Raw genomic sequence first — 24767 nt, forward strand, 5'->3', positions numbered from 1 at the left:
TTGATGGATTTTTTTTGGTAGGTCTTGACCAACACTAATCCTTCAGAATGAAAACACCTTGTTTATCCCTTTTTCTTACATTTTTAAGTTTTAGTTCGCTTGCTTTCCCACAATCCGTTTATAACGGCTCCAACAAGCATACATTCACCACCAATCATGGAAAAATAGAAATAGGCCCTTTTAATACTTCGTGGGGGCATATCTATACCGATAGGCCGAATATCATCTTCAACAAAGATATCTACACCACTACCAATGCCTTCTCTTCTTATAACAACGACCTTATATTTAAGACCGAGGGTAATGAACGTATGCGTATCAATGATGACACGGGTAATGTGGGTATTGGAACGACGAACCCCACAGAAGAACTTGACATTAATGGCCAAGTGCAGTCAAAAGGGTTCGTTTTGGTCGATGGTACCTTTGGTTCAAATAGTGATTATACTTCGCTATATCGTGAAGATATTGCAAATGACAATTCCACGGTTAAGCTAAGGGTAGGTGATGATATTTTGGGCAGTTTTCAAATAGGATACAAGTATTGGAGCACTGGTGATTGGATATCCAGATTTTATGTCAACAACAACGGAAATGTGGGTATTGGCACGGAGGCACCTCAAGGCAAACTTCACATTTCGGCGGGTACATCAGGTGATGCGGTCTTAAGGATTGAAGCAGATACAGACAACAATAATGAGTCTGACAATCCTATAATAGAATTTAGTCAAGATGGAGATGTTGTTGGAGCTAACGTGGGCTTTTCAGAAAATTTCGGGGAAAACCTGTTCGGTATCGGAACCAAATATCCGAATACGGGTGGGTTACGGTGGGATACTTTTATCATCAATACTATAAATGGCAATGTGGGCATTGGCACTAACGCTCCAGATTCAAAACTTGCCGTCAACGGTGATATCCATGCCAAAGAAGTAAAAGTCGATTTGATAGGTTGGCCCGATTATGTCTTCAAAAAAGATTATGACCTGCCCGCACTTGAGGAAGTCGAAAAACATATCAAGGAAAAAGGGCATTTGATCAACATGCCATCTGCGAAAGAAGTGGAAGAAAATGGTGTTCAACTAGGTGAGATGAACAAATTGCTACTCGAGAAGATTGAAGAGTTGACGCTGTATACCCTGAAGCAAGAACAAAAGATTCAAGAGCTGGAACAACTAAAAAACAAAACTGCCCTTTTTCAAAACGAACTAGAACAACTTAAAAGGCAAATAACCTTACTAAACTCGAACAAGCAATGAAAACTAAATATCGAATCCTTGCCTTATTAGCCACTACTTTTTTCATAAAAAGTCATGGTCAGTGGACCTATCCCAACAGCAATACCATTAGCACTACAGATGAGGTGGTAGCTCCCGTTTTTCTTTCCAGCAATGAAATAAGGATTGCCAATTCATTCGTTGCTACAGATCCAAGCATAGGAACCATGGATAATTCCCACTATGGTATCAACCTTCATAAAACCAATGGAATTGGATTTGCGTTCAACGGCATTCATCAAATGGTTTTTAAACCCAATGGAGATACTGGTATTGGCACAGCTTCCCCACAAAGTCGATTACATGTTTCCACTGCCACATCTGGTGATGCAGTTCTGCTTATAGAAGCGGATACCAACAACAGCAATGAATCCAATAATTCTAGGATTCAACTACTTCAAGATGGAGGACTACTTGGAGCATATATAGGGTTTGAAAACACTTGGGGCGGCCCAGAACCTGATAATATCTTTAGAATAGGCACGCGTAGAAACGGTATTGATTTTTACAACAACCTTACGATAAATACCGCTACGAATTATGTCGGTGTAGGAACTGCGACTCCTACCTCTAAATTACATATCTCAACGGAGACCTCTGGTGATGCCATTTTACGAATTGAGGCTGATACCGATAATAATAATGAAAATGACAACCCAGGAATACACTTTGTTCAAGACGGGGCATTGGTTACCTATTTTGTTGAGGTCGAGGGGCAAGCCAATACCAAGTCAACAGGTACCACGGCAAATGCATTGATCATCGGTTCAGAATCATCAAATCGCGATATCCAGCTAATTAATGGCGACCAAGTTCAAATGACCGTGAAGAACTCTGGTGTTGGTATAGGTACTATAGACCCTGACGGCTATAAACTTGCCGTAAAAGGAAAAATTCGTGCTGAAGAAATAAAAGTGGAAACCGGTTGGGCAGATTATGTTTTTAAAGAAGATTACGATTTACCCACCCTCGATGAAGTCGAAAAACACATCAAAGAAAAAGGGCATCTCATCAACATACCCTCAGCCAAAGAAGTCGAAGAAAATGGTGTACAATTGGGGGAGATGAACAAGTTGTTACTAGAGAAGATTGAAGAATTGACTTTATACGTTATTGAGCTGAAAAAAGAAAATGAAGCCCAAAATATTATTATAGAAAAACTTTTAAATAATACTCAAAAATGAAAAAGCTGGTCTCATGCATTCTAATGATTGCTTCAGCCTTGGCGTTAGGCCAAAATCAATATGCAGAAACACTATCTCCAAACAATATGGCTTCAGGAGTATATTATCAAACGGGCCCTGGCAGCAACAATACATTGAACTGGTCTTATCCCTACGGCACAAAATTGACCGTTTTAGGTGTTGAACACCGAAATTTCGAACTACTAGCAACTAGCTATCCCTATGGCCAACTAAAAATAAGACAATGGGACCCAACCAACGATGTGTGGAGTGCTTGGCGAGGAATACTAACTGAAAATGATGAAGGAAAATTTAGTGCAGAAGAAGAAATTCGAATTGAAGATAAAGGAGAAGCACGGGAAAATTCCTTTCTGAGAATTTCTAGGGGAAGTGCTGGTAAAGACAGAGCCCTGGTCTCTTATGGCGATGACGGCAACTATAAATGGCATACCGGTTTACTCTATGGTGGGGGGTGGTCGACTCCTGATTTTCATATTAGTCAAGAAGAACAGTTCAGGGACGGTAACGGTAACTATTTACAAGAACCAGAATTCACGATTAAAAGTAACGGTGATGTAGGTATCGGTACAAGAACCCCTGATTCAAAATTGGCAGTCAATGGAAATATACACGCCAAAGAGGTAAAAGTAGATTTAGTTGGCTGGCCCGATTATGTCTTTAAAGAGGACTATGACCTACCTACTTTAAAAAAAGTCGAACAGCACATCAAAGAAAAAGGCCATCTCATCAATATCCCCTCGGCAAAAGAAGTGGAAGAAAATGGCGTGCAATTGGGCGAGATGAACAAACTGCTTTTGGAGAAAATAGAGGAGTTGACCCTATATATTCTAAAACAGCAGAAGGAAATCGACAAAACCAAAGACATTGAAAAAAGGCTACTAGCAGTCGAAACCCAAAATATTCAATTGTTGAAAAAGCTTATCGCAATAGAAAAATCAAAAGAATAGAATAATGAGTTTAAGAAGATTAGTATTCCTAGTATTGATGGCAACATCACTGTCATGGTCTCAAACACAACCTTTTTATAATACTACGGCTGGTAACGGTAACGGATATAGGCTCTGGGGAACAAACAATAACTATAAAATACATATGGGCAATACCGCTGAGTACAAGTACGGTCCAGTACAAGACTATAGTATTAAAACTAATATGAGCAGCGGCACCCCAAATCGAGGATGGACATGGGGGGTTGTAGGTTTAACACCGATAGCGGCCCTCAATACTTCTGGTGAGTTTCAAATTGCAGGTAATCTTTATGCAATGGATAAGATTGGTTTAGGAACAACCAACCCTCAAAATCCATTGGAAGTAAATACCAATGTATCTACCCATGCATTGTTTAAAGGGTCATTTACGGGAATTCAAGGAATTCAGGTAGAAAGGGAAGGAGGCGATAATATTAGACTGGTGGCCAACTATTCAGGATACGGAGGTGGATTGGAGTCTAGTTCTAAACTACGCTTTGCCGTAAGTGGCAACAGTATCAATACACCATCTGTAGTGATTGACCAATCAGGTAGAATGGGCGTAGGAAAAACAAACCCACAACATAGAATCGATGTTGAAGGCACCATTAATGGAGTATTACGTCATAAAAGCAATTATTTTACACTCTTCCCTTACAATTCAACCTATGATGATGGTTCGCATGCCAAAACATTTTATGATGGTAATAGAAAGCAAATTCGATTTTGGAATTCAGATACTAGCACAAATTTCACAAGATTGGAAACAGGTGGGCTTAGCATCGGATCTCCGAACCCTGTCAGTTCAACAAACGGTTTTGAAAATAAAATAGAATTTATAAACGGAGGGCATGGCGCCATTGTATTTCATCCAGGGGCAGCTGACGAATTGATGTTCGGCATGCATACAAATGGAAATTTTTATTGGGGACGAGGTCGTTCACATGCTCAAAACCCTAGTCAGTATTCTATGTATTTAAATGGTATTAATGGAGATTTAGGTATTAGAGGAAAATTAACATCAGACGAAGTTAAGGTGAAGATTGGTGGCTGGGCAGATTATGTTTTCAAGGAGAATTATGATTTGCCTACACTTGACGAAGTTGAAAAACACATCAAAGAAAAAGGCCATCTCATCAATATCCCCTCAGCAAAAGAAGTCGAAGAAAATGGCGTGCAATTAGGGGCGATGAACAAGCTGCTCTTAGAAAAGATTGAAGAGTTGACGCTTTATACGATTCAACAACAAAAAGAATTGGAGTCGCAACGAAAGAACAATCAAAAACTCAATTTGGAACTGGAGCGGATAAAAAAGACCAACCAAATAATATTAGAAAAACTTGAAACATTAAAAGATGAATGAACAAACCATGAAACAGATTCTTTTCATTTTAATGGCTGTCCTGATTACATATTCAGGCTTTTGCCAGACCCAAAATTACTATAATACGACCGCAGGCAATGGTTATGGTTTCAGGTTTTGGAATGGCAGTGAAAGCTATAAGATACACATGGGCAACACCTCTGAATATAAGTACGGTGGGGTCAATGATTACAGTATAAAGATGAATATGAACGATGATCCCGACAGAGGATGGGTTTGGGGAATAAGTGGCCAAACACCGATTGCCTCATTGAATACACAAGGTGATTTTCATTTTCAAGGCGAGCTTTATGCCAATCATGGCTGGCTAAGGGTAAAGGAGAATCGAGGTATTCTTTTTCAAGACCATGGAGGGGGTTTCTTTATGCAGGACGCTACGTGGATTCGCACTTATGGAAACAAGAGTTTTTATCATAACTCCGGAACCATGAGAACGGATGGGGTTTTCGAGGTTGGCCCTAGCGGCAATAGATTTCGGGTCATGCCAGATGGTAAAGTCGGTATTGGCACAACAAACCCGAACACAAAACTTACCGTTTCCAATGGTTCATCATCAGGTAGCCACCACTCATTTTCTGATTTAACGATTGAAGATGATGATAACACTATGGTCAATTTATTAAGTCCTTCAAACAAAGTTGGTTATTATGGTTTTTCGGATGCCGATGACTCGTATGTAGGGGGCATGCATTATGAACACAGTTTTGACAGTATGATTTTTAGGGTAAACAACCATGCCTATGACATAGTCATTGTAAATAATGGCAATGTGGGCATTGGCACTAACGCTCCAGATTCAAAACTTGCCGTCAACGGTAACATCCACGCCAAAGAGGTTAAAGTAGATTTAATTGGTTGGCCCGATTATGTCTTCAAAAAAGATTATGACCTGCCCGCACTTGAGGAAGTCGAAAAGCATATCAAAGAAAAAGGCCACCTGATCAATATCCCCTCAGCTAAAGAGGTCGAAGAAAATGGATTGCAATTGGGTGAGATGAACAAATTGTTGCTCGAAAAGATTGAGGAGTTGACACTTTACATCATTGAACAAGAAAAAAGAATAAAAATACTAGAGTCTAAATAACATACTTATGAAAAAACTTTTCTTATACACCACATTTGTAACATTGTTCCTTCAACAATCGGACATCTATGCCCAAATTGACTTCGGTACGGTACAACTCTATAATTCGGTGACCGAACAGCCCATACTCAATATTTCAGATGGGGCTACGTATTATCTTGATACTGTTGGTGACAGTTTGAACATTGTTGCAACACCACCTAATGGCGTAATAGTGGAGAGTGTGCGATTTCTAACAAGTATTAACGAAGGCAGAACAGAAAGTACGCCTCCCTACGCGTTTAATGGAGACTATTTAGGGGATTACTATAGTTGGATCACCTTGCCGAACCATATAGGGGTACCCATCAATTTTACGGTTGAATACTGGAGTGCTAATGGTGCCAATGGAACCCTTGTTGGAGATGACTCCTTTACTATTACTTTTCAAACGAACACCCCATCTAGCGGAAATAGCCCTTGGATAGTCAATGGTCAGAATATTTATTACGATTCTGGTAATGTTGGTATTGGATTACAAAATCCCAATGCCAAATTAAACCTTCTCGGAAATCTTCGAATAGATCATCAATCTTCTGCGATGCATAGTTACTCTGGTAGTGGAATCGAACTTTGGAACAACACCATTCAGCCCAACTCCCCATATATAAGTGTTCGAAGTTTTGTGGGGCAAAATAATAAACTGTTCAGCTATATAGAGATGCCCAATCAAAACTCACAGCTAAAAATAGGATCGGTTGTTGAATTCGAGACCAATGATGATTTTTCATGGGGGCTTGACAATTGGCTTAAGACAAGGTTTAAAGATGATGTTTATATGGATCGATCAAAACTGGGCATCGGCACCAGTCTCCCAGATGCACCTTTGGAAATCAAACAAGATGATGACCCTAGTGTGGATAGAGGATTGATAATATCGGAAAAGAACAATGCGCAGAAAATTTACCTACACCTGGCTGATAATGCCAACGGCGAATATGGCTACCTCTCTTTAGGGGGAGACACCCAATTAAGGGGCAATGGCCAAATCTCATATTTTGATGGTAATCTTGGCATCGGCACAACCAACCCCGGAAGCTACAAACTTGCCGTAAATGGCAATATTCGAGCCAAAGAGGTCAAAGTAGAAACGGGTTGGGCCGATTACGTCTTTAAAGAAGATTACCCCCTTCCATCACTCAAAGAGGTGGAAAAGCACATTAAGGAAAAAGGGCACCTGATTAACATTCCGTCTGCTAAGGAAGTACAAGAAAACGGTATACATCTAGGCGAGATGAACAAACTCCTCTTGGAGAAGATAGAGGAGTTGACACTTTACACGATTCAACAACAGAAAGAACTTCAAAACCAAAAAACCGTTAACCTAGGTTTAGTAGAACGTTTAGAGAAAATTGAGAAGCAATTAAGAATCCCAAATGAATAAAAACAGAAAACCAACAACTACAAGCAAACAACCAGAAACTAATTTTATGAACAAACTCGCATTACCAATTTCAATACTGGCACTTTTGGCAAGTGTATTTCTCTTTTTTTATTCACAGTCCAAATCTGATTTGGTATATGTTGATATCAATAAGCTCGTCGAGGGCTATGATCGTACAGCAAAGGAGCGAGAAGCTTTTGATAAAAAAACTACCACATTAAAAGCCAATGTAGATAGCCTAATGGTGAACTGGCAAAATGAGTTGAAAACTTACGAAAAAGAACGGTCATCAATGACCAAAAAAGAGTTGAAACTTAAACAAGAGCTGTTGCAAAACAAACAACAACAAATCAACAACTACCAACAGGCCATTCAAAAACAAATACAAGAAGAAGACCAGAAAATGACGCAAACGGTCATTAATGATATTAATGACTATGTCAAAGACTATGGCAAGCAAAAAGGGTATACGATAATATTTGGCGCCAGCGGTAGTGGTAATATTATGTATGCCGGCGATGCTTCAGACTTGACACCAATCATTTTAGAAGGACTTAATGCAGATTACAATGGAAAATAATAAGACATATTTTAAGGTGTCTGGGTTTTTATCAAAAGGTATTTTTTGTTTGGCAATACTATTCAGTACAAGTGGCTGTCAAAAAAAGTTTGATTCTGAAAAAGAACTATGGTCTTATGTCAAAGATGTAGAAAATGGCTACTCCCATGAAAAAAAGATAGGGAACCTAAAATACACGCTAACCTATCGCCCTACTGATGTGCTGGTCAAACAGACTTTGACCAACAATTATGATAAAAACACCATTGACAGTCTACGAAAAAAATATGGGGAATACCTCTATTTCAATTTAAGTATGAGTGCAAACAATCAAGAACTCTTAAATAGCAAAGCGGGCAATAAAAATAATTTTGGGGCCATGGTCAACCAATTGGCCTTTGAGATGCACAACAAAATATACCTGGTAAGCAAAAGTCGTGATACTGTGCCGTTGGCAGATTACATATACCCCCGAATGTATGGCATGTCGAACAACACCAATATACTCTTGGTTTACCCTAAAGATAGGGCCTTGTTTGAAAATGAATTCTTTCATTTTACCGTACAAGATTTAGGCTTCTTCACTGGTGAAGTGGGCTTTAAAGTACCAACAAAACCCATCTTAGAAGAACCCCGTTTAACATTTGACCAAACCCTATGATTATGAATACCAAAAGCAACAAGAAAAAAAATCTGAAAATGAAAAAGACCAAATTCTCCCACAAGACAATGGCGGTGTTTTTGACATTGGCATTCTTACCAAGCATATTACCGGTAAATATGCTTTTTGCTTCAAACAGTGGGCCTACGGCTCCAGAGGCAGCGAGTTTTGAACCTATTGATGCCACGGATATGGTCAACTTAGCTACGGGTGATTTAAGTTATGTACTACCATTAATGAACGTCCCTTCTCCCGAGGGAGGGTATCCACTATCTTTAGCTTACCATGCAGGTATTGCAATGGACCAAGAAGCTTCGTGGGTAGGTTTGGGTTGGAACTTAAATCCGGGAGCGATAAATCGATCAGTAAATGGCTATCCAGATGATTGGAATACAACAAGTTTTAACGAAATCTTATATGATGAAGGTGGTCAGCAAAACACTTATGGATTTACAATTGGTGGAACATTACCAAATGGAATTACCCTGGGAGTAAGTAAATCTTGGGGAGCAAATAGATCTTGGGGAGGCATAGTTGGCTATGCTGGTAATTCTTTCAGTTTTGGATCCAATGGTTTTGGTGTAGGTACGGGAATAGGGCCTGTTGGACTAAACGCCTCAGACAAAGGAATTTCGATTTCATATACTCCTTCAGGATATAATGCGGATACGGGAAAACCAATAAACCCTAATGGTCTAGGTATTTCTGTTTCAAAAAGTTTTGCATCAAAAGAATTTAGTGTTTCGGCAAACTCTAAAAAATTTGCCTCAGGAATATCATTGAGCTCTCAAAATGGATTATCTGGTCGAATCGCGAGTATCAGCTCCAGTAATCAAAGTTTATCATCTGCTTCGCAGGGTGATTATTATAGCAATATAATTAGCAAAGGTTTTGGTATAAATACGGGAATATTTTGGGTAAGTTATCAACATACAAGATTTGAATACTCACTCTTTAAAAACACAAGATATAAGGTAAGTGGTTCTCTAAATCCATATGCTATTATCGAAACCGACGACAATCACAACCAAAAAGTTAGTTCAATCATGGATGTAAAACAATATCATGTTGATGATTCAGATGCAGGTGTGGGTGCTAATCCGGCATTTATTAATTATGAGACTTTAACCTTTCCAAATTATGATAACTACATGGTAAATTCTCAAGGGATTTCGGGTAATTTGAGTCCTAGGTTCTTTGAGGAGGCCACATTGGTTAATAGGGGTAATGAAGATTTTAGATATTTAATAGACATGCCTAGCAACCCAAGTTCTTATAGTTTAGGTAATAAGTTACATTTCTACATGGACAACACCAATAGTTCTTCATTAAGAATACAATCTGGAAAGTTCGTGGGGCCACAAATAAATGACCCTTATACTATAACTTTTTCTAACAATAATGATGTTTTATTTAATCATGATACTGAAACAGACCCAACTTTTGCAGCTTCTTTCACGGCAGAGGGGTATTTCAAAAAAAATGGAAATAGGAAACGTGACGGAACATTTGTAGAATCTTTTACGAACAAACAGATTCTTGATGATAATACCGGTGTTTATTTTATCGAGGCAAGAGAACTAAACAGGAATAATGCAATTTATGATGATGATGCAATTGGTGCCTTTAGAGTCACGACCGTTGATGGTAAAACCTACCATTATTCCCTTCCGGTTTTACATTTTGAAAGCTTCAACAAAAATTTTAAAGAATTAAATGAGGCAGACAGCAAGTTCTTTGAGTCAAGAAGAGAGGATTCTTATGCAACCCATTGGTTGCTAACAGCAGTAACTGGACCTGATTATGTCGATTTTAATTCAAACGGACGCGTTGATAAAAATGATTATGGCTATTGGGTAGAATTTGAATATGGCAAATGGAGTGATGGCTATGTATGGAGAAGTCCGAAGTCTGGATATCATGAAATTCCAAATTCACCCAATCTTACCGGAAATGATGGTTATAAATTATTCTGGGGAAGAAAACAAGTCTATTATTTAGATAAAGTAAAAACAAGAACACATACGGCACTTTTTATAAAATCACTTCGAAATGACAACAAAAGTTCAACAATCAATGAATTTGATCAGCGTTTTAACGGATCAGGCAGTTTTGATCCCGATACCTACTCAAAAATTTACGATGACCGTGAAGTAGAAGCGTTCACAAACACGGCCGGACCATTTTACACAGATTTTGGAAGCACTTATTCTTTAGCATCGGGTATCTATTTTGGCAAAAAAAGATATGTTAAATACGTAGATGCCCCCGAGACAAGAAGTTTACGACTTGATAAGGTAATACTAGTCAAAAATGAATATGACAACATTTCTAAAAGCGCTGGCAATAACCTCATAAGTCAAGTCAATGGTAAATCTAGTTTCAATGATGGTTATTTTGATGTTTCAAACGTAATTGGTCAAGGGTTTCCAAATCTCTACTTCTCCCTAAATGAAGTCACCAGTTTCTCTTCACACTTTGAAGATCGTGTCTTGGATATCAATGACATCCAAGACAATAGTATTTTAGAAGGTAATGCTAGTAAGGTAATTCGCTTCAATTATGATTATTCATTGGCAAAAAACTCACCCAATTCCAATGCCTCAGGAGGTGGTAGACTTTCCCTTAAAAATGTGGAATTTGCAGGTAAGAAAGGGGTCTCCCTTATGCCCCCTTATGAATTTGCCTACGAACAGCCTTCGGTAAATTATAACTACACCAATCAAGATGTTTGGGGTTATGTCAACAATATTCCCGAAGCATGGAGCCTAAATGAAATCACAACTCCTGTAGGAGGTAAAATACAAATACAATACGAGTCTGACTCATTTTATGCCGAAGCCGCATATAGGGATAAAACAATACAGACCGTCAAAGATTATACTTTTTCTGCAGATGCGACCGACGGTAAATGGGAATTTGATGAAATTACCAATATTCAAAAAAATGGAGATGAACTGACCGTTTTTTTCGACACTTCCCTAGTGCCCACAAGTTTTGCAAATTCTGTAATAATTGGTACAGAATTAGATTTAGCACTTGGTTTTAAATATACCACTCAAGCTGGTCAGATTGCAGATTGGAACAAGGTAATTCCATATACTATAGTAGAAATAAATCAAAATAACTCAATTAAACTTAGGGTAAATGAATCAACGGACTTAAGCTTCCATAATCAGCTTCCGGTAGTAAACTGTCTCGCGAACTATAATTTCCCTTCAAATAATAGCTCCTGTTTGAAATGGATTTCTTTCAGTGTTACAGATGGAATATATACCGACAACGACCCAAATGGTAAATCAGGTGGTGGAATACGCGTTGCTTCGGTATCGGTAACAGATGGAATTAACACTTATAAAACAGACTATGGTTACAGAAGTCCAATGACTGATAAAATCTCGGGAATTACATCATATGAACCTTTCGAGAGAGGCAAAAATATTCCCTACATTGAAGAGTTGCCCGCACCCAATGTTATGTATGAATACGTCACCGTCATAAACCTTGACAGTCAATCAAACATGATTCAAAAAACCGTGTATCAACACGATGTTTTAAAACCATATAACCTTGACATGAATAATGGAGAAACGCACTTCAGCCTAGGTGAGGCCTTTAAAGTGGTAAAAGAACAAAGTATCGGCAACGATTTCACCTCTTTTGACAGGGTGTATAAATACACATTACACGACAAATTGGCCAGTTTAGGTAGGTTGAGATCCATTCAAACATACAACAAATACAATCAACTGATTTCTAAGACTTTAAATAAATTTAAATCTTTTTCTGATTTTGATGAGTCACAAGGGATTGTTCAAGAATCTTTTAAAACTTATGGTAGACATGGTGATTTGAACCAATCGAATCCTAATTATAACATAAGTTCATCCAGCAGAGTTGAATACCCTAGCGTGATTGAACAAACGACATTTTTGCAAAAAAACATAGAAACAACAACAAGTTTTGTGAAACACGACTTCCTTACGGGGCAAGTTCTAGAATCACATTCTTTGCTAGGTGATGGCACTGAGGTTAAACAAGAAAAAATACCCGCCTATAACTTTTACCCTTATGACGTAAGTGGTTATGCAATGGGTGGTAAAACGGATGATATCACAAATAAAAATATGCTGACTCAAGAGGCCATGAAAAAGAGTTACATTAAAAATAATAATGTATGGAACCTAGTAGGTGCCAGTATTAACACCTGGAAATCAAATAGCTATACCATTTCTAGTGGAGTTAGTCAAAATGTTTGGCACAAACATCAGAATTATGTATGGGATGGCAATATGGATAGTAACGGCCAATTTATATCCTATTCAGGCGATTATGACAACTTTAATTGGAATACCTCTTCTTCTCAATCTTCTGGCTCAGATTGGAGATTAATTTCTAAAGTTAATCAGTATGACCCTTATTCAATGGCATTAGAAATTGAAGATGTCAATGGTAATAGGGCTTCTACCAGAATGGGTGATGATCACACCAAAGTCATTGCAACGGCTAACGCCCCATTAAATGGAGCATACTATAGTGGTGCAGAGTATGTTAAACTTGGCCTGTTTGATGGTGGCATAGATGATGTAGGCCAAACCCTAGAACGTTCCCATACGGGCCGTTATGCTATAAAGGTTACCTCAGAACAAGGTTTTAAGACGACACTATCTGGTCATAATTCGGGTAAATATAAAATTTCGGTATGGGCATCAAAAGACAATTATAACAATGCTAGGGTTTATGATGGCCTCAGTCTTAAAACTTTTAATGGTGAGAAAATTATAGCAGGACAATGGGTTCTACTCAACCATTATGTAGATTTAAGTTCTTCTAACAAAACCATTTACGTAACATCTTCTTCAGGTACCACTTATTATGATGATTTTAGGATCCATCCCGCACGGTCTTCTATGACAAGTTATGTATACAACGAGTGGGATGAGTTGACGCATATTCTTGGCGCCAGTAATTTGGCAACGCAATATGTATATAACGAGGCGGGGCAACTATGTAGTACGTATGCTGAAATTGCTGACCAAAGCGGTTTGACGGGTGGATTTAAAATAATTAGCAAAAACAAACTGTATTACAAAGATGGAAACGTTGGTACTTGTAGCAACCTTACCGGTAGTATTGTTCCGAATGGAGATATTGCTTCGGTAGGTTGCACGATTAGCTTTGGTCTTACAGGTTCTGGTGGCGTAGCCAATTGGTCGGTTAATTTTGGTGACGGTACCTCGCAAAATGGCACCAACAATCCCCCGTCTTCCCTCACCCACAGCTACACTAGTTTAGGGAATAAAACGGCCACACTTATTTTAACGGATTTTAGTGGTAATAGCCAATCGTTCACAGATGTATTAACAGTGGTCCCTACCTACTACTTCACCACCAATAGTTCTAATTCAAGCAGCAAAAACTTGACTTTACATGGAGCCCCAGGAGAACCTATCACCTATAGTGCTAGTGTTGGAGGAACAAATTCAGGTTATACGGGATATGTATCGGTTAATGGAGTAGGCAGCAACTTACCCGGTTACGGCAGTGTTTCCAATGTTTCTGCCGGGGTTTTTCCTAGTTCAGGTCAAGTGAGTGCATACCTAAGTATTTCTTCCTCATCTGGCGGAAGTGCTGGAACAGTCACTTTACAAGTAAAAAAACCTGGAAATTGTGGTAATGCAACTTCTTCAGTAACTATTAATTATTAGCGTTATGAATATTGGTTATAGGATTAATAAAAGATATTTAGGTATTATGAAAAATTTATTTCACTTGTTTGTTTTGTTCACTTTTTTAATTATGAATACCGTCTACGGTCAAGACAGTTTCGAAAATTTGGGCACAGGAAGGAATTGGAGCAGTTTAGAGCGTTTCGATGTGAATGGACAGGTAAAAGGTCGAGGGGTATCATTTTTTGATATCTTAGGTCGATTACAGCAAGTCCAGAGCAAAGATTTATTGACCAATAAGATATGGACCTCCCAGACCCTATACGATTATCATGGCCGTGCAGCATTGACCACTTTGAGCGCACCGGTCGGTACAACCTTTGGGTACCGTAGTAGCTTCATGCGCGATTCGGGAAACAACACCTATAACCTAGCTGATTTTGAGGCAAACCCCGAGAACCCCAGCACGGTGGGTAATGCAGCAAATACCCTAGGCAACTATTACAGTACCGCCAATGATGACAGCGACTACCCTGGCAACAGTTATATGGACATAACGTCATATCCATTCTCACGTACTATTTTTAGCAACCTTGACCCTGGCATGCCGTTGAAGGCCATTGGGGGTAATAAGGTTAATGGGCAGTGGCCACAGCGTCATAGCTTCACCATGCGGGCGGGAGGCGAACTGGCACAGTCCGTTGCTTTCGGCGAGGCCAAATACAGTGACCCCGACTATAAACTGTTAAAGACCGTGAGCCGTGATGTGCATGGCAACGAGAATGTGGTGTTCAACGACAGTGATGGCAGGTTGTTGGCCGCGGCACGTAGTGGACCTTTAGGTAGCACCCGTACCCAAAGTATCAGTATCAATGAACAGGGTTTTGTTGATATCCATGTGCCAAAAGGCAGCAGCATGGGCTTTACGGTAACAAGCAATGGTAATTCGATCACAACCTACAATTTAATTTCAGAGACCACCGTAAGCCCCTCTACTGGTCTTGCCAATGGTTTTTATAGGGTGTCGGTAAATAATCCCGAAGAATATGATATCAATAATCCGGTTACGGTCACTTACAAAGAGAATTATTACGATTATAGCCTAAACGAATACGACAAGGTAGGCAGGCTTATTACCAATTATCAGCCATTGGGTAATTCAAAATTGACCAAGCCCAAAACAACATATCAATACAACGTACTTGGGCAATTGGTGTATTCCAAAAGTCCCGACCATGGCGAGGCTTGGTTCAAGTACCGTGAAGATGGTCAAATACGTTACTCACAGAACAGTAAACAAAAGGTGGCAAACGAAGTGTCGTATACCGACTATGATCAATTTGGTCGACCTATAGGCAGTGGTTTCGTAAATGCCAGTTTTAGCACTTTATCCGTTGATAATGGATTGCAGACACAACGTTATGATTGGACAATAACCCAGTATGATGATACCAATGAGACCTATAACCTAGGTTCCAGACAATCAAACTACCCTACTTTGAATTTTTCTGCTGGCAATGTCGCCTATACCAAGAACGAGAACAGCGAAACCTGGTACAGCTATGACATCTACGGCCGTGTAGAATGGTTGGTACAAGAGATACAAGGGCTAGGCACTAAGACGATAGATTACGAGTACGACGCTTTTACAGGTTTGGTAACCAAGGTCATCTATCAGAAAGGGGTATCGGCAGAGCAGTTCGTTCACCGATACACCTATAATGCAGTAGACCAACTCACCAAAGTAGAAACATCTACCAACAACAGTACCTTTACCACCCATGCAGAATATGAGTACTATGAGACAGGCGCATTAAAAAGAACAGAACTAGCCGGTGGCGCACAGGGCACGGACTATGTCTACAATCTGGCTGGGCAGCTAAAGGGGATAAACCACCCTAGTCTTAATAGTAGCAATGACCCTGGCGGAGATACGAACGACCTCTTTGGAATACAGGTAGATTACCATGAAGATGATTACAAGCGGAACCTTACCAACATTACCACACCAACTTACGGTACCGACCAGCTCAACGGCAACATCAAGGGCATACGATGGCGCAGTGCTATGTTTGGGAGCGAGGCAAGTTATGCTTATAGTTATGATAGGAACAACTGGATTACTGCAGCGGACTTTGGCGGAGCGGGAGCGGGTAACCTACCACCTAGCATCACCAACAGCAGTATCTATAATAGTGGCAGTAGCACCACCTTGGAAGCAAGTAACAGTATTACACTACAACCGGGCTTCCATGCACAATCAGGAAGTTACTTCAGTGCCAAATTGGGCAGCGGCAGCGGCAATGCCGATGGGGATTATGATGTATCGGGAATCGAGTACGATGCCAATGGCAATATTCAGAGCCTAAAGCGTAACAAAGATGCCACGGGCGGCAATGCGATGGACGACCTTAGCTATGCCTATAAGACGACCCCACAAGACGGCCCCAACCAACTGCTACGGGTCGATGATGCCGCCGGAGATGTCGCTGGTGCAGAAGATATCGCGGACCAGAATGGGAACAACTACAGCTATAACCAAATCGGGCAATTGACCTATAACAGTCAAGAGAACATTATTTATACGTATAATACCAATGGTCTGGTAACGGAGATAAAAAGGTACTATCAAACATTAGTGAAATTTTATTATAACGACCGCAACCAAAGGGTAAAGAAAGAGAGCTTTGATGGCAGTGGCAACCTCAACATGACCACATATTATGTAAGGGACGTAGCAGGCACTATCATGGCCATATACAATAATAGCACCCTACAAGAACAGCCTATTTATGGTAACCAACGTTTGGCAGTGTACAACAGGCAGGGCAACAGCACTACCTACCAACTTACCGACCATCTGGGCAATGTGAGGGCTATATTTCAAAAGAGTGGTAATAATACTACCAATGAAAACTACAATGATTATTACCCCTTTGGTATGCCAATGCCAGGCAGAAACTCAGTGGACGCAAACAGCTATAGGTATGCTTTTCAGGGGCAAGAAAAAGATTCTGAAACTGGTAAGGAAGCGTTCGAACTACGTTTATGGGACGGTAGGATTGGGCGGTGGTTGACTACGGATCCTTATGGTCAGTATAGTTCACCATACTTGGGGATTGGCAACAATCCAATTTCTAGAATTGATCCTGATGGTGGTTTTGACACATGGATTGGAGCCTTTTTGTATAGGTTTTTTAATGGTGGGGGTGGAGAAATTTTTGAAAATGAATCAGGACAATTTGGTATTGATAGAACAGGAGTCGAAGGAGTTGATGGAGTGGAATTAGTTTATGGTTTTGATTGGGAACGAAATTTAAATGGGAATTTTGAAGTTTTTAGCAAGCCAGATGCTACATTTGCTCAATTTGGAGCAGATCCAGCTATAGCAACTACTCTGCACTCCAATCTATCTTTAATAGTGAGTAAAAATAAATCTATTAGTAGTGTTAACCCTTCTGATTACAACTTCAGAGTTTCGTTAGGTTCTAAAAGTTCTGATCCTAGGGTAGGGAGATCAAATGGGGTTATTTCCTCATCCATAAAGATTGAATTTGACGATAGTTCTGAAACAAGAGAATTAGCAAATTCATTAGCTATACCAAAAGGACCTCAAATTATTGATGCATCTATGTTGCCTACAGCAATCACTAGTTTTAGAATAAAGAATAGTTACAATGGAAGATTAAAAATAAGTTTACATAGATTAAACTGGTTCTATAAAGGTAATGAGCCTGGAGCTCATATAGGCACAAAATTAGGGATTCCAGCAGGGATAGATCCAATTTTTGGAGGCTTATCTTTTGGTGGAAGAGTAACTTTATTTGGAGAATAATGAAAAAAATACATATTATTTTTTTTACTGTGTTTATTTTATATTCATGCAACAATAAATATTGTGATATTGAAAAAACAAACAGCATAGCTTTTAAAAATCTAAACAATTTTATTGAGGACAAAGATTTAAATACCGATAAACTGGATTTAAGTATTAGTAATTTCAACAAAGTTCTAAATTGTGATTCAACAAATACTTACGCTTTACAATATGTAGTATTAGCTCACCTCTATAAGAAAGATTTTTCAAAAGCACTATCCATTAATAAAAAAGCAATAATAAATGGTAATTTACTTCCATTTTTTATAGCGCAAAGAGGGACTATTTATGAGCTGTCCGGAAATAAAGATTCTTCAATATATTATTTCAATAAAGCGCTAAACATTCAAATTGATATGGAAAAAAAATTCCAAGACAGCTTGGAAATAAAAATACAGATTGTTAATCTATTAGATAAAATTGGAAAAAAAGATTTGGCTAAAGAAAGAATAGAAAAATATATAAAAGCAAATCCTGAAAATGATATTTTAAAATCAATTCAGCTAATGTACAAAGATTAGTTTACAAGCTGGCGCAAGCAGAACTGGGTACTAGTACAAAGATTACGCTTGAACCTTTTATAAGTAACGACATTGGGAGGGGGCTGTGGTTTTTCTGTTTCCATCCAGCTGCTGTAATAACGGGTCCCCATTGTCCCCTTAATAATCGATAACGCTAGTCTGTAATATTTGGTTCATAGCAATAGCAACAAAGAATGTTATAAATAGAGTACAAAAGTAATATGGTGATTTTTGGAAAAAATATAAGAATAAGCCTCGTTGTTTCAAGAATATTCAAGCAAGGGTACGGCTAACGCCAGTCTTCGACAGACTTTATGGCATTATTTATCAGAATTAATCTTTAATAAGAGGTGGTGTAAGTAAACGATAACATCGCTAGAAAAAGAGTAATAAATAAGAATTTTTAATAGCCAAGGTTTGAATGGTATAAAAACGAATCTTGGTACTAATTGTACTGATTGATTTTTATGCCAAGAAAAATAATTGTCGTAGCAATCACTTTTTTTATTTGTTGCTTTGGGTATACCCAACAAGAAGCCACCATTTGGTATTTTGGGGCAAGCGCTGGAATCGATTGTAATACGGGCACACCAATAGCATTAACGGATAGGGCATTGGTAACCCAAGAAGGCCGTGCGGTCACCTCTGATTTTAATAACGCCCTATTATTCCGCACCGATGGTAGCACCGTTTACTATCGTAACCATAGCCTAATATTCAATAGCAACCATCATCAAATGACAGGGCATTTTACCTTGAAACGATAATCATAAAACCCAAAAATCAAGGCCCTTGAACAAACAATTTTCGTTACTTTTAAGATAATTCTTTAAGCATGAACCCTATTCAAAAATTACTGCTATACGTTTTGGCGCTAACCATCTTAGGATGTGGGGCATACAAGGCTAAAAAACAAGAAGCACTACTGAATTTGCCCCTGATGGGAACCCTTGTTAAAACAACAGGGGATATGTCGTACAATGCGGCCGAGCAAATTGGCATACCCAAATGGACATCGTTAAAAGTGGAGGTCAAAGAATTACCGTTCAATATCGAAAGCTATACCACCTATGCACGGCATATGCACCGAGCTGCCAAGATCAACTCCATACCCTATAACGACTCGCTACGATACAAACCCAAATACATACGCTTACAGGTACAGAACAAGATTGACATCGCCCATATGCTCAATGACGATGCGCATGGGGAAATGCGGGACTATCTGAGCCTAGATCCCGACCACCGCTTGGTGACCTCAGTAGACCTAGCGTTGACCGAATTGGAAATACAGGAGTTTTTGGCCATAAACGGGGCAGCACTAAAAAAGGATAAATTGAACAACATTGTTTTGGTACTCTATATGGATGATGTGGAAAGAACCTACCAATTAAAAGATCTTCCTATTTTTGATTACGGACTAAGTGCTTTTTGTTGGGGTGAAGATCAATACCACCGATTGCGGATAGAAAATATCGTGGACGAAGATTTAAAATGCCCTAGGAATACCTATTTGAAAGCCTCAAAAATCAAATCGGACAAAGCCTATCTAAAATTCTAAAATGAAGATTGAAAAAGTTCTTTTGTATGCGATGGCCCTCTTTATCTTTTCAAGTTGTGAAGATATTTTGGAATCCCCGGACATTTCCAATGAAACCGTTGTCATTTTTGCCCCTTTAGAGGGTACGGTAGTGACCGGAAATACCGTAAACTTTAATTGGGATGCTCTAGACGAAGCAAGATTGTACCGGTTTCAACTGGCACAGCCCAATTTTGGAAATGCCCAACAGTTTCTTGCCGATAGCATTATCACAGTAGACAGCTTGGGCAATGTGGGCACGCAGATCACACAGACCTTATTCAATGGTGCATACGAATGGCGGGTACAAGCATTGAACGGGGGCTTTGAGACCGCTTTCTTCACCAATGCCTTTCAAGTAAATGGCGATGAGGATTTGGATGCTACCCCGCCCAATACCCCACAACTAGTCGCTCCTACCGATGGAACCATACAAGATGATGATCTGGTCAATTTTAGTTGGACAAGAACGGATATTTCGGGCTCGGCAGAACGCGATAGTATTTACTTTTTCTCTGATGAGAACTTAGAAACCTTGGTGGGTAGTGATATTGGGGCAAATAAAACCTATGCCGCAAATTTTTCCTCAGGCACCTTTTTCTGGCTGGTAAGGGCATTTGATGCAGCCGGCAATGAAAGTGAAAACAGTTCAACATTCAGCTTTACCATTAACTAATTGTCAAAGAATGTAAAAACATACCTGCTTTTGGGTGTAGTGCTAATGATCTGGGGTATCATTGGTGTTAAGATCTTCAGCGCCCTTTCCCCAAACGAACAAGAAAATGCCCCGATGAAAGAGGTTACTTTTACCAAAGTAACGACACTCAAAAGGGATACCTTTAGCATTGTTGCCGATTATCGAGATCCTTTTTTAGGCACCCTACCCAAGAAAAAGAGCTTGAAAAAACCTATCATCAAAAAAAAGGAAGTTCAAAAACGAAATGTCACCTACACCGGATCCATAATTGACAACAACAGTAAAAACAGCGTTTTTTTCATAGCTATTGAAGGCGAACAGGTATTACTGAAAAACGGTCAGACCCATGAGGGCGTGACCTTGCTCAAAGGAACGGCGAAAAGCATCCGGATTCGCTATAGTGGCGTCATAGAGACCATTCAATTGCAGCAATGACCAAGAACCATAAAATAAAAGCAGGTTCCTTGCAATTTGTGCTTTTTATAGGAGCTGTGATCGCAGTTTTGTTGTTGACCTTTGTATTACTCAGCCACAGTCATATTTTTTTTGCAAAAAAGAGCAACAAATTTATGGAAGTAATCGAATGCAATAGCTTTTCGGTAAAGCTCGCCCTACAACCTAACGGAAAGGCAATAGCTTCAAACAACAACAGCTACGAAAAAGATGGGATTTCGACAGAAGTCAAGAAAGGGCTTTGGGGCGTATTTGACCACTATACCGCAGTATCTTCCTTTGAAAAAATCAATTTTAGCAGTAGTGTTTTGGTAGGCTACGGTGTCGATGAAACTTTACCGGCACTATACTTAAAAGACAACCAACGACCCTTGATAGTAGCTGGCAACACCAAGATCGTTGGTAATGCCGTGCTACCGCAACAAGGGATACGGCCAGGCACTATCTCTGGTAATTCTTATTTTGGCAATAGATTGGTCCATGGTACCATAACCCAGAGTACGGCCATCCTTCCAAACTTAGAATCTGAAAAGGAGAAAAACATAAAATATTTGTGTGGGCCTTTTTCGCCAAAAAATGGGGTCGTACCACTTACCCCATCCCGAAATTCATCTTATTCGAATTCATTCTTACAACCTACAAAGTATATTACCGGTGATTATATCAACTTGACATCGGTTTCCCTGACCGGAAACATTATTGTAGTGGCAAGTCGTGAGATTCAGGTTGACGCCTCATCAAACCTACAAGACATCATACTGGCCGCCCCAACCATTTCGATAAAAAACAACACCAAAGGTACGTTTCAAGCTTTCGCCTCAAAACGTATCGAAGTTGGTAACAATTGTATCTTGAATTACCCTTCGGCCTTGGTTTTGCATGAAACGGCCACTGACCAACAACAAAACCAACCCAATCTAGCACCTCTATTTGTAGGTTCCGGTTCCATCATCAAGGGAATTCTTATCTATCAGAAGCGCTCAGAGGAAAAGATGTTCTATCCCCAAATTAAGATAAACACCAATGCGACCGTGATTGGCCAATTGCACTGCGAAAAGAATGTAGAACTCAAAGGTGAGGTAAGGGGCAGTGTGTATACCGATGGCTTTATGGCCTTGGAAAATGGCAGTATTTATCAAAACCACCTCTATAATGGCAGCATTGACTTTAATCAATTGCAAGAGCAGTTTGTCGGACTCGGTTGGAATGATACGGCAGCCCCTAAAAAAATTGCAAAGTGGTTGTACTGAAAAAAATAAAAGGGTCGACCCTGATGGAAACCATGGTGGCCACGGTCTTGATCGTCATTATCTTTATGGTCGCCAGTTTGGTCATGAATTCCCTTTTGGCAGCAAGGGCTAAAAACGATGTTCAGGCCATTACACAACACCTTAAAAAATTGGAGTATCAATATGTAAACAAAATGCTTACACTACCCTATTTTGAGGATTGGAACAACTGGCAAATCGAAGGTCTTATATTGGAACGCGAAGGGCTGGATAGCTTTGAACTGAAAGCTACAAATACCATAACCCAAAAAAAAGTGGCTACAAATCTAATCGCTGAAGAATGAAGCTGACCAAAAAAATAAAAGCGTTTACGCTCAGTGAGATGTTAGTGGTCTTATTGCTTACGGTCATTGTTGTCGGCTTGGCATTTTCCATATTAAACATAGTGCAGCAACAAATGGACCTTACCCGTAAAAATTATGAAAAAGGTACGGAACTACAACTTTTGAGACGGGCCTTATGGCGTGATTTTCGAACCTTTCAAAATAGCTTTTTCCTCGAAAACGAACAAAAGTTGGTCTTTGAAAATGAACTGGGCAGCATTCAGTACCGATTACTTAAAGACCAATTGATAAGGGAAAACGACACTTTTAATATTGAACTTGGTCAAAAACGGTTCTATTTTGATGGAACCGAGGTTCGAGAAGGGAAGATCAATGCTTTAGAACTACTTACCACAGAGGATATGGGTGGGAAAAGCATTTTTGTATACCGAGAAAATGATGCAGCTAATTATATGAACGAATAATGGGCTTTAAACTGGAACATAATGATAACGACCAAAAACAAGCCTCAGGTGGATTGTCGAACCTGCTCCAAAAAGAGATCCATCTTTTTGGTAGGTCATTCTCAAATAAAAAAAAGGAGGATTTTTATACTGAACTCGGTGTTTTACTAAAGGCCGGAATCAATCTGAAAGAAGCACTCGGTCTCATTCTGGAAGGGCAAAAAAAGGAAAAGCAACGGCAATTCATAGAGAACATTGTAGACAGCCTGATATCAGGTAAAAATCTATCTGAGACCATTGAAGGAAATACCGATTTTTCAGAATATGAGTTTTATTCCCTGAAAATTGGTGAAGAATCAGGAACATTGACCGACATTGTTACGGAACTTGGTTTGTTTTTTTCACGTAAGAACGAACAATTCAGAAACTTGATCAATGCGTTGACCTATCCCATAATCATCTTGATCACAGCCCTACTTGTGATTATTTTTATGCTACGCTTGGTAGTGCCCATGTTCGAGGATATTTTTAAACAGAATGGGGTAGATTTGCCTTGGATCACCAAACTCATCGTTGCCGCTTCCAACTTTATTAAAGATTATGGTTGGATCATCTTTTCGGTGATTTTGATATCCCTTGTATTTAGAAAATTGGTTTTTGGCCACCCATGGTTCCAAAAGAAAAAGGACTACGCCTTATTGCGGATTCCCTATGTGGGATCATTTATTAAAGCGGTGTATTTATCACAATTCACCAGGGCATTAAGCCTTTTGACCGCATCTAAAGTGCCCATGTTAACGGGAATAGGGCTTGCCAGTAAAATGATAAAATTCACCCCCTTGAAACAGGCTTTGGATGAAGTCGCCTCAAAAATCCTTCGGGGCGAAAGTTTAAGCACCGCTTTGAAACAAAATAAGTTATTTGATAGCAAAATGGTCTCTTTGGTCAAGGTTGCTGAAGAGACCAATCAAACAGAGTTTATCTTTCAACGGTTAAATCAGCAATATTCCATTGAGGTACAACAAAAATCAAAGTTGTTATCCACACTTTTAGAACCCTTTATCATTTTGATCGTTGGCGTCTTTGTAGGTGTCATTCTAGTTGCCATGTACTTGCCGATGTTTAAACTGGGCAGTGTTCTAGGGTAAGTGGTTGAAACAATTTTCTTAAAAGGCCCTTTTCTAAGGATTTAAGTTGCCATTATAGACAGCTAAATTCTGGGAAATCTGATGGATAAGACAACCGTATCATCAAACCACTATGCCCCCAGCGGCAAAATCAGCAACTTTCTAGGTAAGCACGCCCCACATCAGAAATTCGGCTAAACGCATACAATTCAAAACCCACATACGACGGTTCAGCGTTTTGCAATTTCATTTATTTATGAAAGATCA

Annotated in this window: 19 protein-coding genes; all 19 read left to right on the plus strand. The window is 39.4% G+C overall.

The annotated features are described in order from the left end of the window. Positions 1 to 47 precede the first annotated feature (47 nt). The 19 genes from AACM45_RS08180 to AACM45_RS08270 all read left to right on the plus strand — a co-directional run bounded on the left by AACM45_RS08180 (position 48) and on the right by AACM45_RS08270 (position 24521). Positions 48 to 1259, plus strand: a complete 1212-nt coding sequence (locus tag AACM45_RS08180; RefSeq protein WP_339141949.1) for a hypothetical protein — start codon at positions 48 to 50, stop codon at positions 1257 to 1259. Beyond that, positions 1256 to 2461, plus strand: coding sequence for a hypothetical protein (locus tag AACM45_RS08185; protein WP_339141950.1), 1206 nt, complete (start codon positions 1256 to 1258; stop codon positions 2459 to 2461). Before AACM45_RS08180 ends, AACM45_RS08185 begins: the two co-directional genes overlap by 4 nt. Continuing rightward, a complete protein-coding gene (locus tag AACM45_RS08190) occupies positions 2458 to 3429 on the plus strand; it encodes a hypothetical protein (RefSeq protein ID WP_339141951.1) in 972 nt (323 codons plus the stop codon). Before AACM45_RS08185 ends, AACM45_RS08190 begins: the two co-directional genes overlap by 4 nt. 4 nt (positions 3430 to 3433) lie before the next feature. Then, positions 3434 to 4813 (plus strand): hypothetical protein, encoded by a 1380-nt coding sequence (locus tag AACM45_RS08195; RefSeq protein ID WP_339141952.1) that lies wholly within the window; start codon positions 3434 to 3436, stop codon positions 4811 to 4813. 7 nt (positions 4814 to 4820) lie between these two features. Continuing rightward, on the plus strand, positions 4821 to 5918 hold the full coding sequence (gene pilV, locus AACM45_RS08200; protein ID WP_339141953.1) for a shufflon system plasmid conjugative transfer pilus tip adhesin PilV: 1098 nt from the start codon (positions 4821 to 4823) through the stop codon (positions 5916 to 5918). A gap of 7 nt (positions 5919 to 5925) precedes the next feature. Then, entirely contained in the window at positions 5926 to 7341 is a 1416-nt protein-coding gene (locus tag AACM45_RS08205) for a hypothetical protein (RefSeq protein WP_339141954.1), read from the plus strand. A 46-nt stretch (positions 7342 to 7387) separates the two neighbouring features. Continuing rightward, on the plus strand, positions 7388 to 7921 hold the full coding sequence (locus AACM45_RS08210) for an OmpH family outer membrane protein (protein WP_339141955.1): 534 nt from the start codon (positions 7388 to 7390) through the stop codon (positions 7919 to 7921). After that, complete coding sequence (locus tag AACM45_RS08215; protein ID WP_339141957.1) at positions 7911 to 8561, plus strand: hypothetical protein; 651 nt, start codon at positions 7911 to 7913, stop codon at positions 8559 to 8561. The genes AACM45_RS08210 and AACM45_RS08215 overlap by 11 nt, the downstream gene beginning before the upstream one ends. Positions 8562 to 8599: 38 nt before the next feature. After that, positions 8600 to 14269 (plus strand): PKD domain-containing protein, encoded by a 5670-nt coding sequence (locus AACM45_RS08220; protein WP_339141958.1) that lies wholly within the window; start codon positions 8600 to 8602, stop codon positions 14267 to 14269. Positions 14270 to 14360: 91 nt separating this feature from the next. Then, on the plus strand, positions 14361 to 18065 hold the full coding sequence (locus tag AACM45_RS08225; protein ID WP_339141959.1) for an RHS repeat domain-containing protein: 3705 nt from the start codon (positions 14361 to 14363) through the stop codon (positions 18063 to 18065). After that, positions 18065 to 18628, plus strand: coding sequence for a tetratricopeptide repeat protein (locus tag AACM45_RS08230; protein ID WP_339141960.1), 564 nt, complete (start codon positions 18065 to 18067; stop codon positions 18626 to 18628). Before AACM45_RS08225 ends, AACM45_RS08230 begins: the two co-directional genes overlap by 1 nt. Before the next feature lie 467 nt (positions 18629 to 19095). Then, positions 19096 to 19395, plus strand: coding sequence for a hypothetical protein (locus AACM45_RS08235; protein WP_339141961.1), 300 nt, complete (start codon positions 19096 to 19098; stop codon positions 19393 to 19395). 68 nt (positions 19396 to 19463) lie between these two features. Further along, positions 19464 to 20189: a hypothetical protein gene (locus AACM45_RS08240; RefSeq protein ID WP_339141962.1), complete on the plus strand. Its 726-nt coding sequence runs from the start codon at positions 19464 to 19466 to the stop codon at positions 20187 to 20189. A 1-nt stretch (position 20190) separates the two neighbouring features. Beyond that, positions 20191 to 20883: a hypothetical protein gene (locus tag AACM45_RS08245; RefSeq protein ID WP_339141963.1), complete on the plus strand. Its 693-nt coding sequence runs from the start codon at positions 20191 to 20193 to the stop codon at positions 20881 to 20883. A gap of 30 nt (positions 20884 to 20913) precedes the next feature. After that, positions 20914 to 21339 carry a hypothetical protein gene (locus AACM45_RS08250; RefSeq protein WP_339141965.1) on the plus strand — a complete coding sequence of 142 codons (426 nt, stop codon included), beginning with the start codon at positions 20914 to 20916 and terminating at the stop codon, positions 21337 to 21339. After that, the gene (locus AACM45_RS08255) at positions 21336 to 22607 is read left to right on the plus strand and encodes a hypothetical protein (RefSeq protein ID WP_339141967.1); all 1272 of its coding nucleotides are present in this window, start codon (positions 21336 to 21338) and stop codon (positions 22605 to 22607) included. Before AACM45_RS08250 ends, AACM45_RS08255 begins: the two co-directional genes overlap by 4 nt. Beyond that, positions 22595 to 22930 carry a hypothetical protein gene (locus AACM45_RS08260; protein ID WP_339141968.1) on the plus strand — a complete coding sequence of 112 codons (336 nt, stop codon included), beginning with the start codon at positions 22595 to 22597 and terminating at the stop codon, positions 22928 to 22930. Before AACM45_RS08255 ends, AACM45_RS08260 begins: the two co-directional genes overlap by 13 nt. After that, positions 22927 to 23394 (plus strand): hypothetical protein, encoded by a 468-nt coding sequence (locus AACM45_RS08265; protein WP_339141969.1) that lies wholly within the window; start codon positions 22927 to 22929, stop codon positions 23392 to 23394. The genes AACM45_RS08260 and AACM45_RS08265 overlap by 4 nt, the downstream gene beginning before the upstream one ends. Beyond that, positions 23394 to 24521 carry a type II secretion system F family protein gene (locus tag AACM45_RS08270; RefSeq protein WP_339141970.1) on the plus strand — a complete coding sequence of 376 codons (1128 nt, stop codon included), beginning with the start codon at positions 23394 to 23396 and terminating at the stop codon, positions 24519 to 24521. Before AACM45_RS08265 ends, AACM45_RS08270 begins: the two co-directional genes overlap by 1 nt. The last annotated feature ends 246 nt before the right edge of the window (positions 24522 to 24767 follow it).

It is taken from the genome of Croceitalea sp. MTPC5, assembly GCF_036985505.1.
Classification (GTDB): domain Bacteria; phylum Bacteroidota; class Bacteroidia; order Flavobacteriales; family Flavobacteriaceae; genus Croceitalea.

Bases quoted from the DNA above. Each gene is read 5' to 3' on its own strand.
- AACM45_RS08180 (WP_339141949.1), top strand. From the start codon at position 48: ATGAAAACACCTTGTTTATCCCTTTTTCTTACATTTTTAAGTTTTAGT.
- AACM45_RS08185 (WP_339141950.1), top strand. From the start codon at position 1,256: ATGAAAACTAAATATCGAATCCTTGCCTTATTAGCCACTACTTTTTTC.
- AACM45_RS08190 (WP_339141951.1), top strand. From the start codon at position 2,458: ATGAAAAAGCTGGTCTCATGCATTCTAATGATTGCTTCAGCCTTGGCG.
- AACM45_RS08195 (WP_339141952.1), top strand. From the start codon at position 3,434: ATGAGTTTAAGAAGATTAGTATTCCTAGTATTGATGGCAACATCACTG.
- pilV (WP_339141953.1), top strand. From the start codon at position 4,821: ATGAAACAGATTCTTTTCATTTTAATGGCTGTCCTGATTACATATTCA.
- AACM45_RS08205 (WP_339141954.1), top strand. From the start codon at position 5,926: ATGAAAAAACTTTTCTTATACACCACATTTGTAACATTGTTCCTTCAA.
- AACM45_RS08210 (WP_339141955.1), top strand. From the start codon at position 7,388: ATGAACAAACTCGCATTACCAATTTCAATACTGGCACTTTTGGCAAGT.
- AACM45_RS08215 (WP_339141957.1), top strand. From the start codon at position 7,911: ATGGAAAATAATAAGACATATTTTAAGGTGTCTGGGTTTTTATCAAAA.
- AACM45_RS08220 (WP_339141958.1), top strand. From the start codon at position 8,600: ATGAAAAAGACCAAATTCTCCCACAAGACAATGGCGGTGTTTTTGACA.
- AACM45_RS08225 (WP_339141959.1), top strand. From the start codon at position 14,361: ATGAATACCGTCTACGGTCAAGACAGTTTCGAAAATTTGGGCACAGGA.
- AACM45_RS08230 (WP_339141960.1), top strand. From the start codon at position 18,065: ATGAAAAAAATACATATTATTTTTTTTACTGTGTTTATTTTATATTCA.
- AACM45_RS08235 (WP_339141961.1), top strand. From the start codon at position 19,096: ATGCCAAGAAAAATAATTGTCGTAGCAATCACTTTTTTTATTTGTTGC.
- AACM45_RS08240 (WP_339141962.1), top strand. From the start codon at position 19,464: ATGAACCCTATTCAAAAATTACTGCTATACGTTTTGGCGCTAACCATC.
- AACM45_RS08245 (WP_339141963.1), top strand. From the start codon at position 20,191: ATGAAGATTGAAAAAGTTCTTTTGTATGCGATGGCCCTCTTTATCTTT.
- AACM45_RS08255 (WP_339141967.1), top strand. From the start codon at position 21,336: ATGACCAAGAACCATAAAATAAAAGCAGGTTCCTTGCAATTTGTGCTT.
- AACM45_RS08265 (WP_339141969.1), top strand. From the start codon at position 22,927: ATGAAGCTGACCAAAAAAATAAAAGCGTTTACGCTCAGTGAGATGTTA.
- AACM45_RS08270 (WP_339141970.1), top strand. From the start codon at position 23,394: ATGGGCTTTAAACTGGAACATAATGATAACGACCAAAAACAAGCCTCA.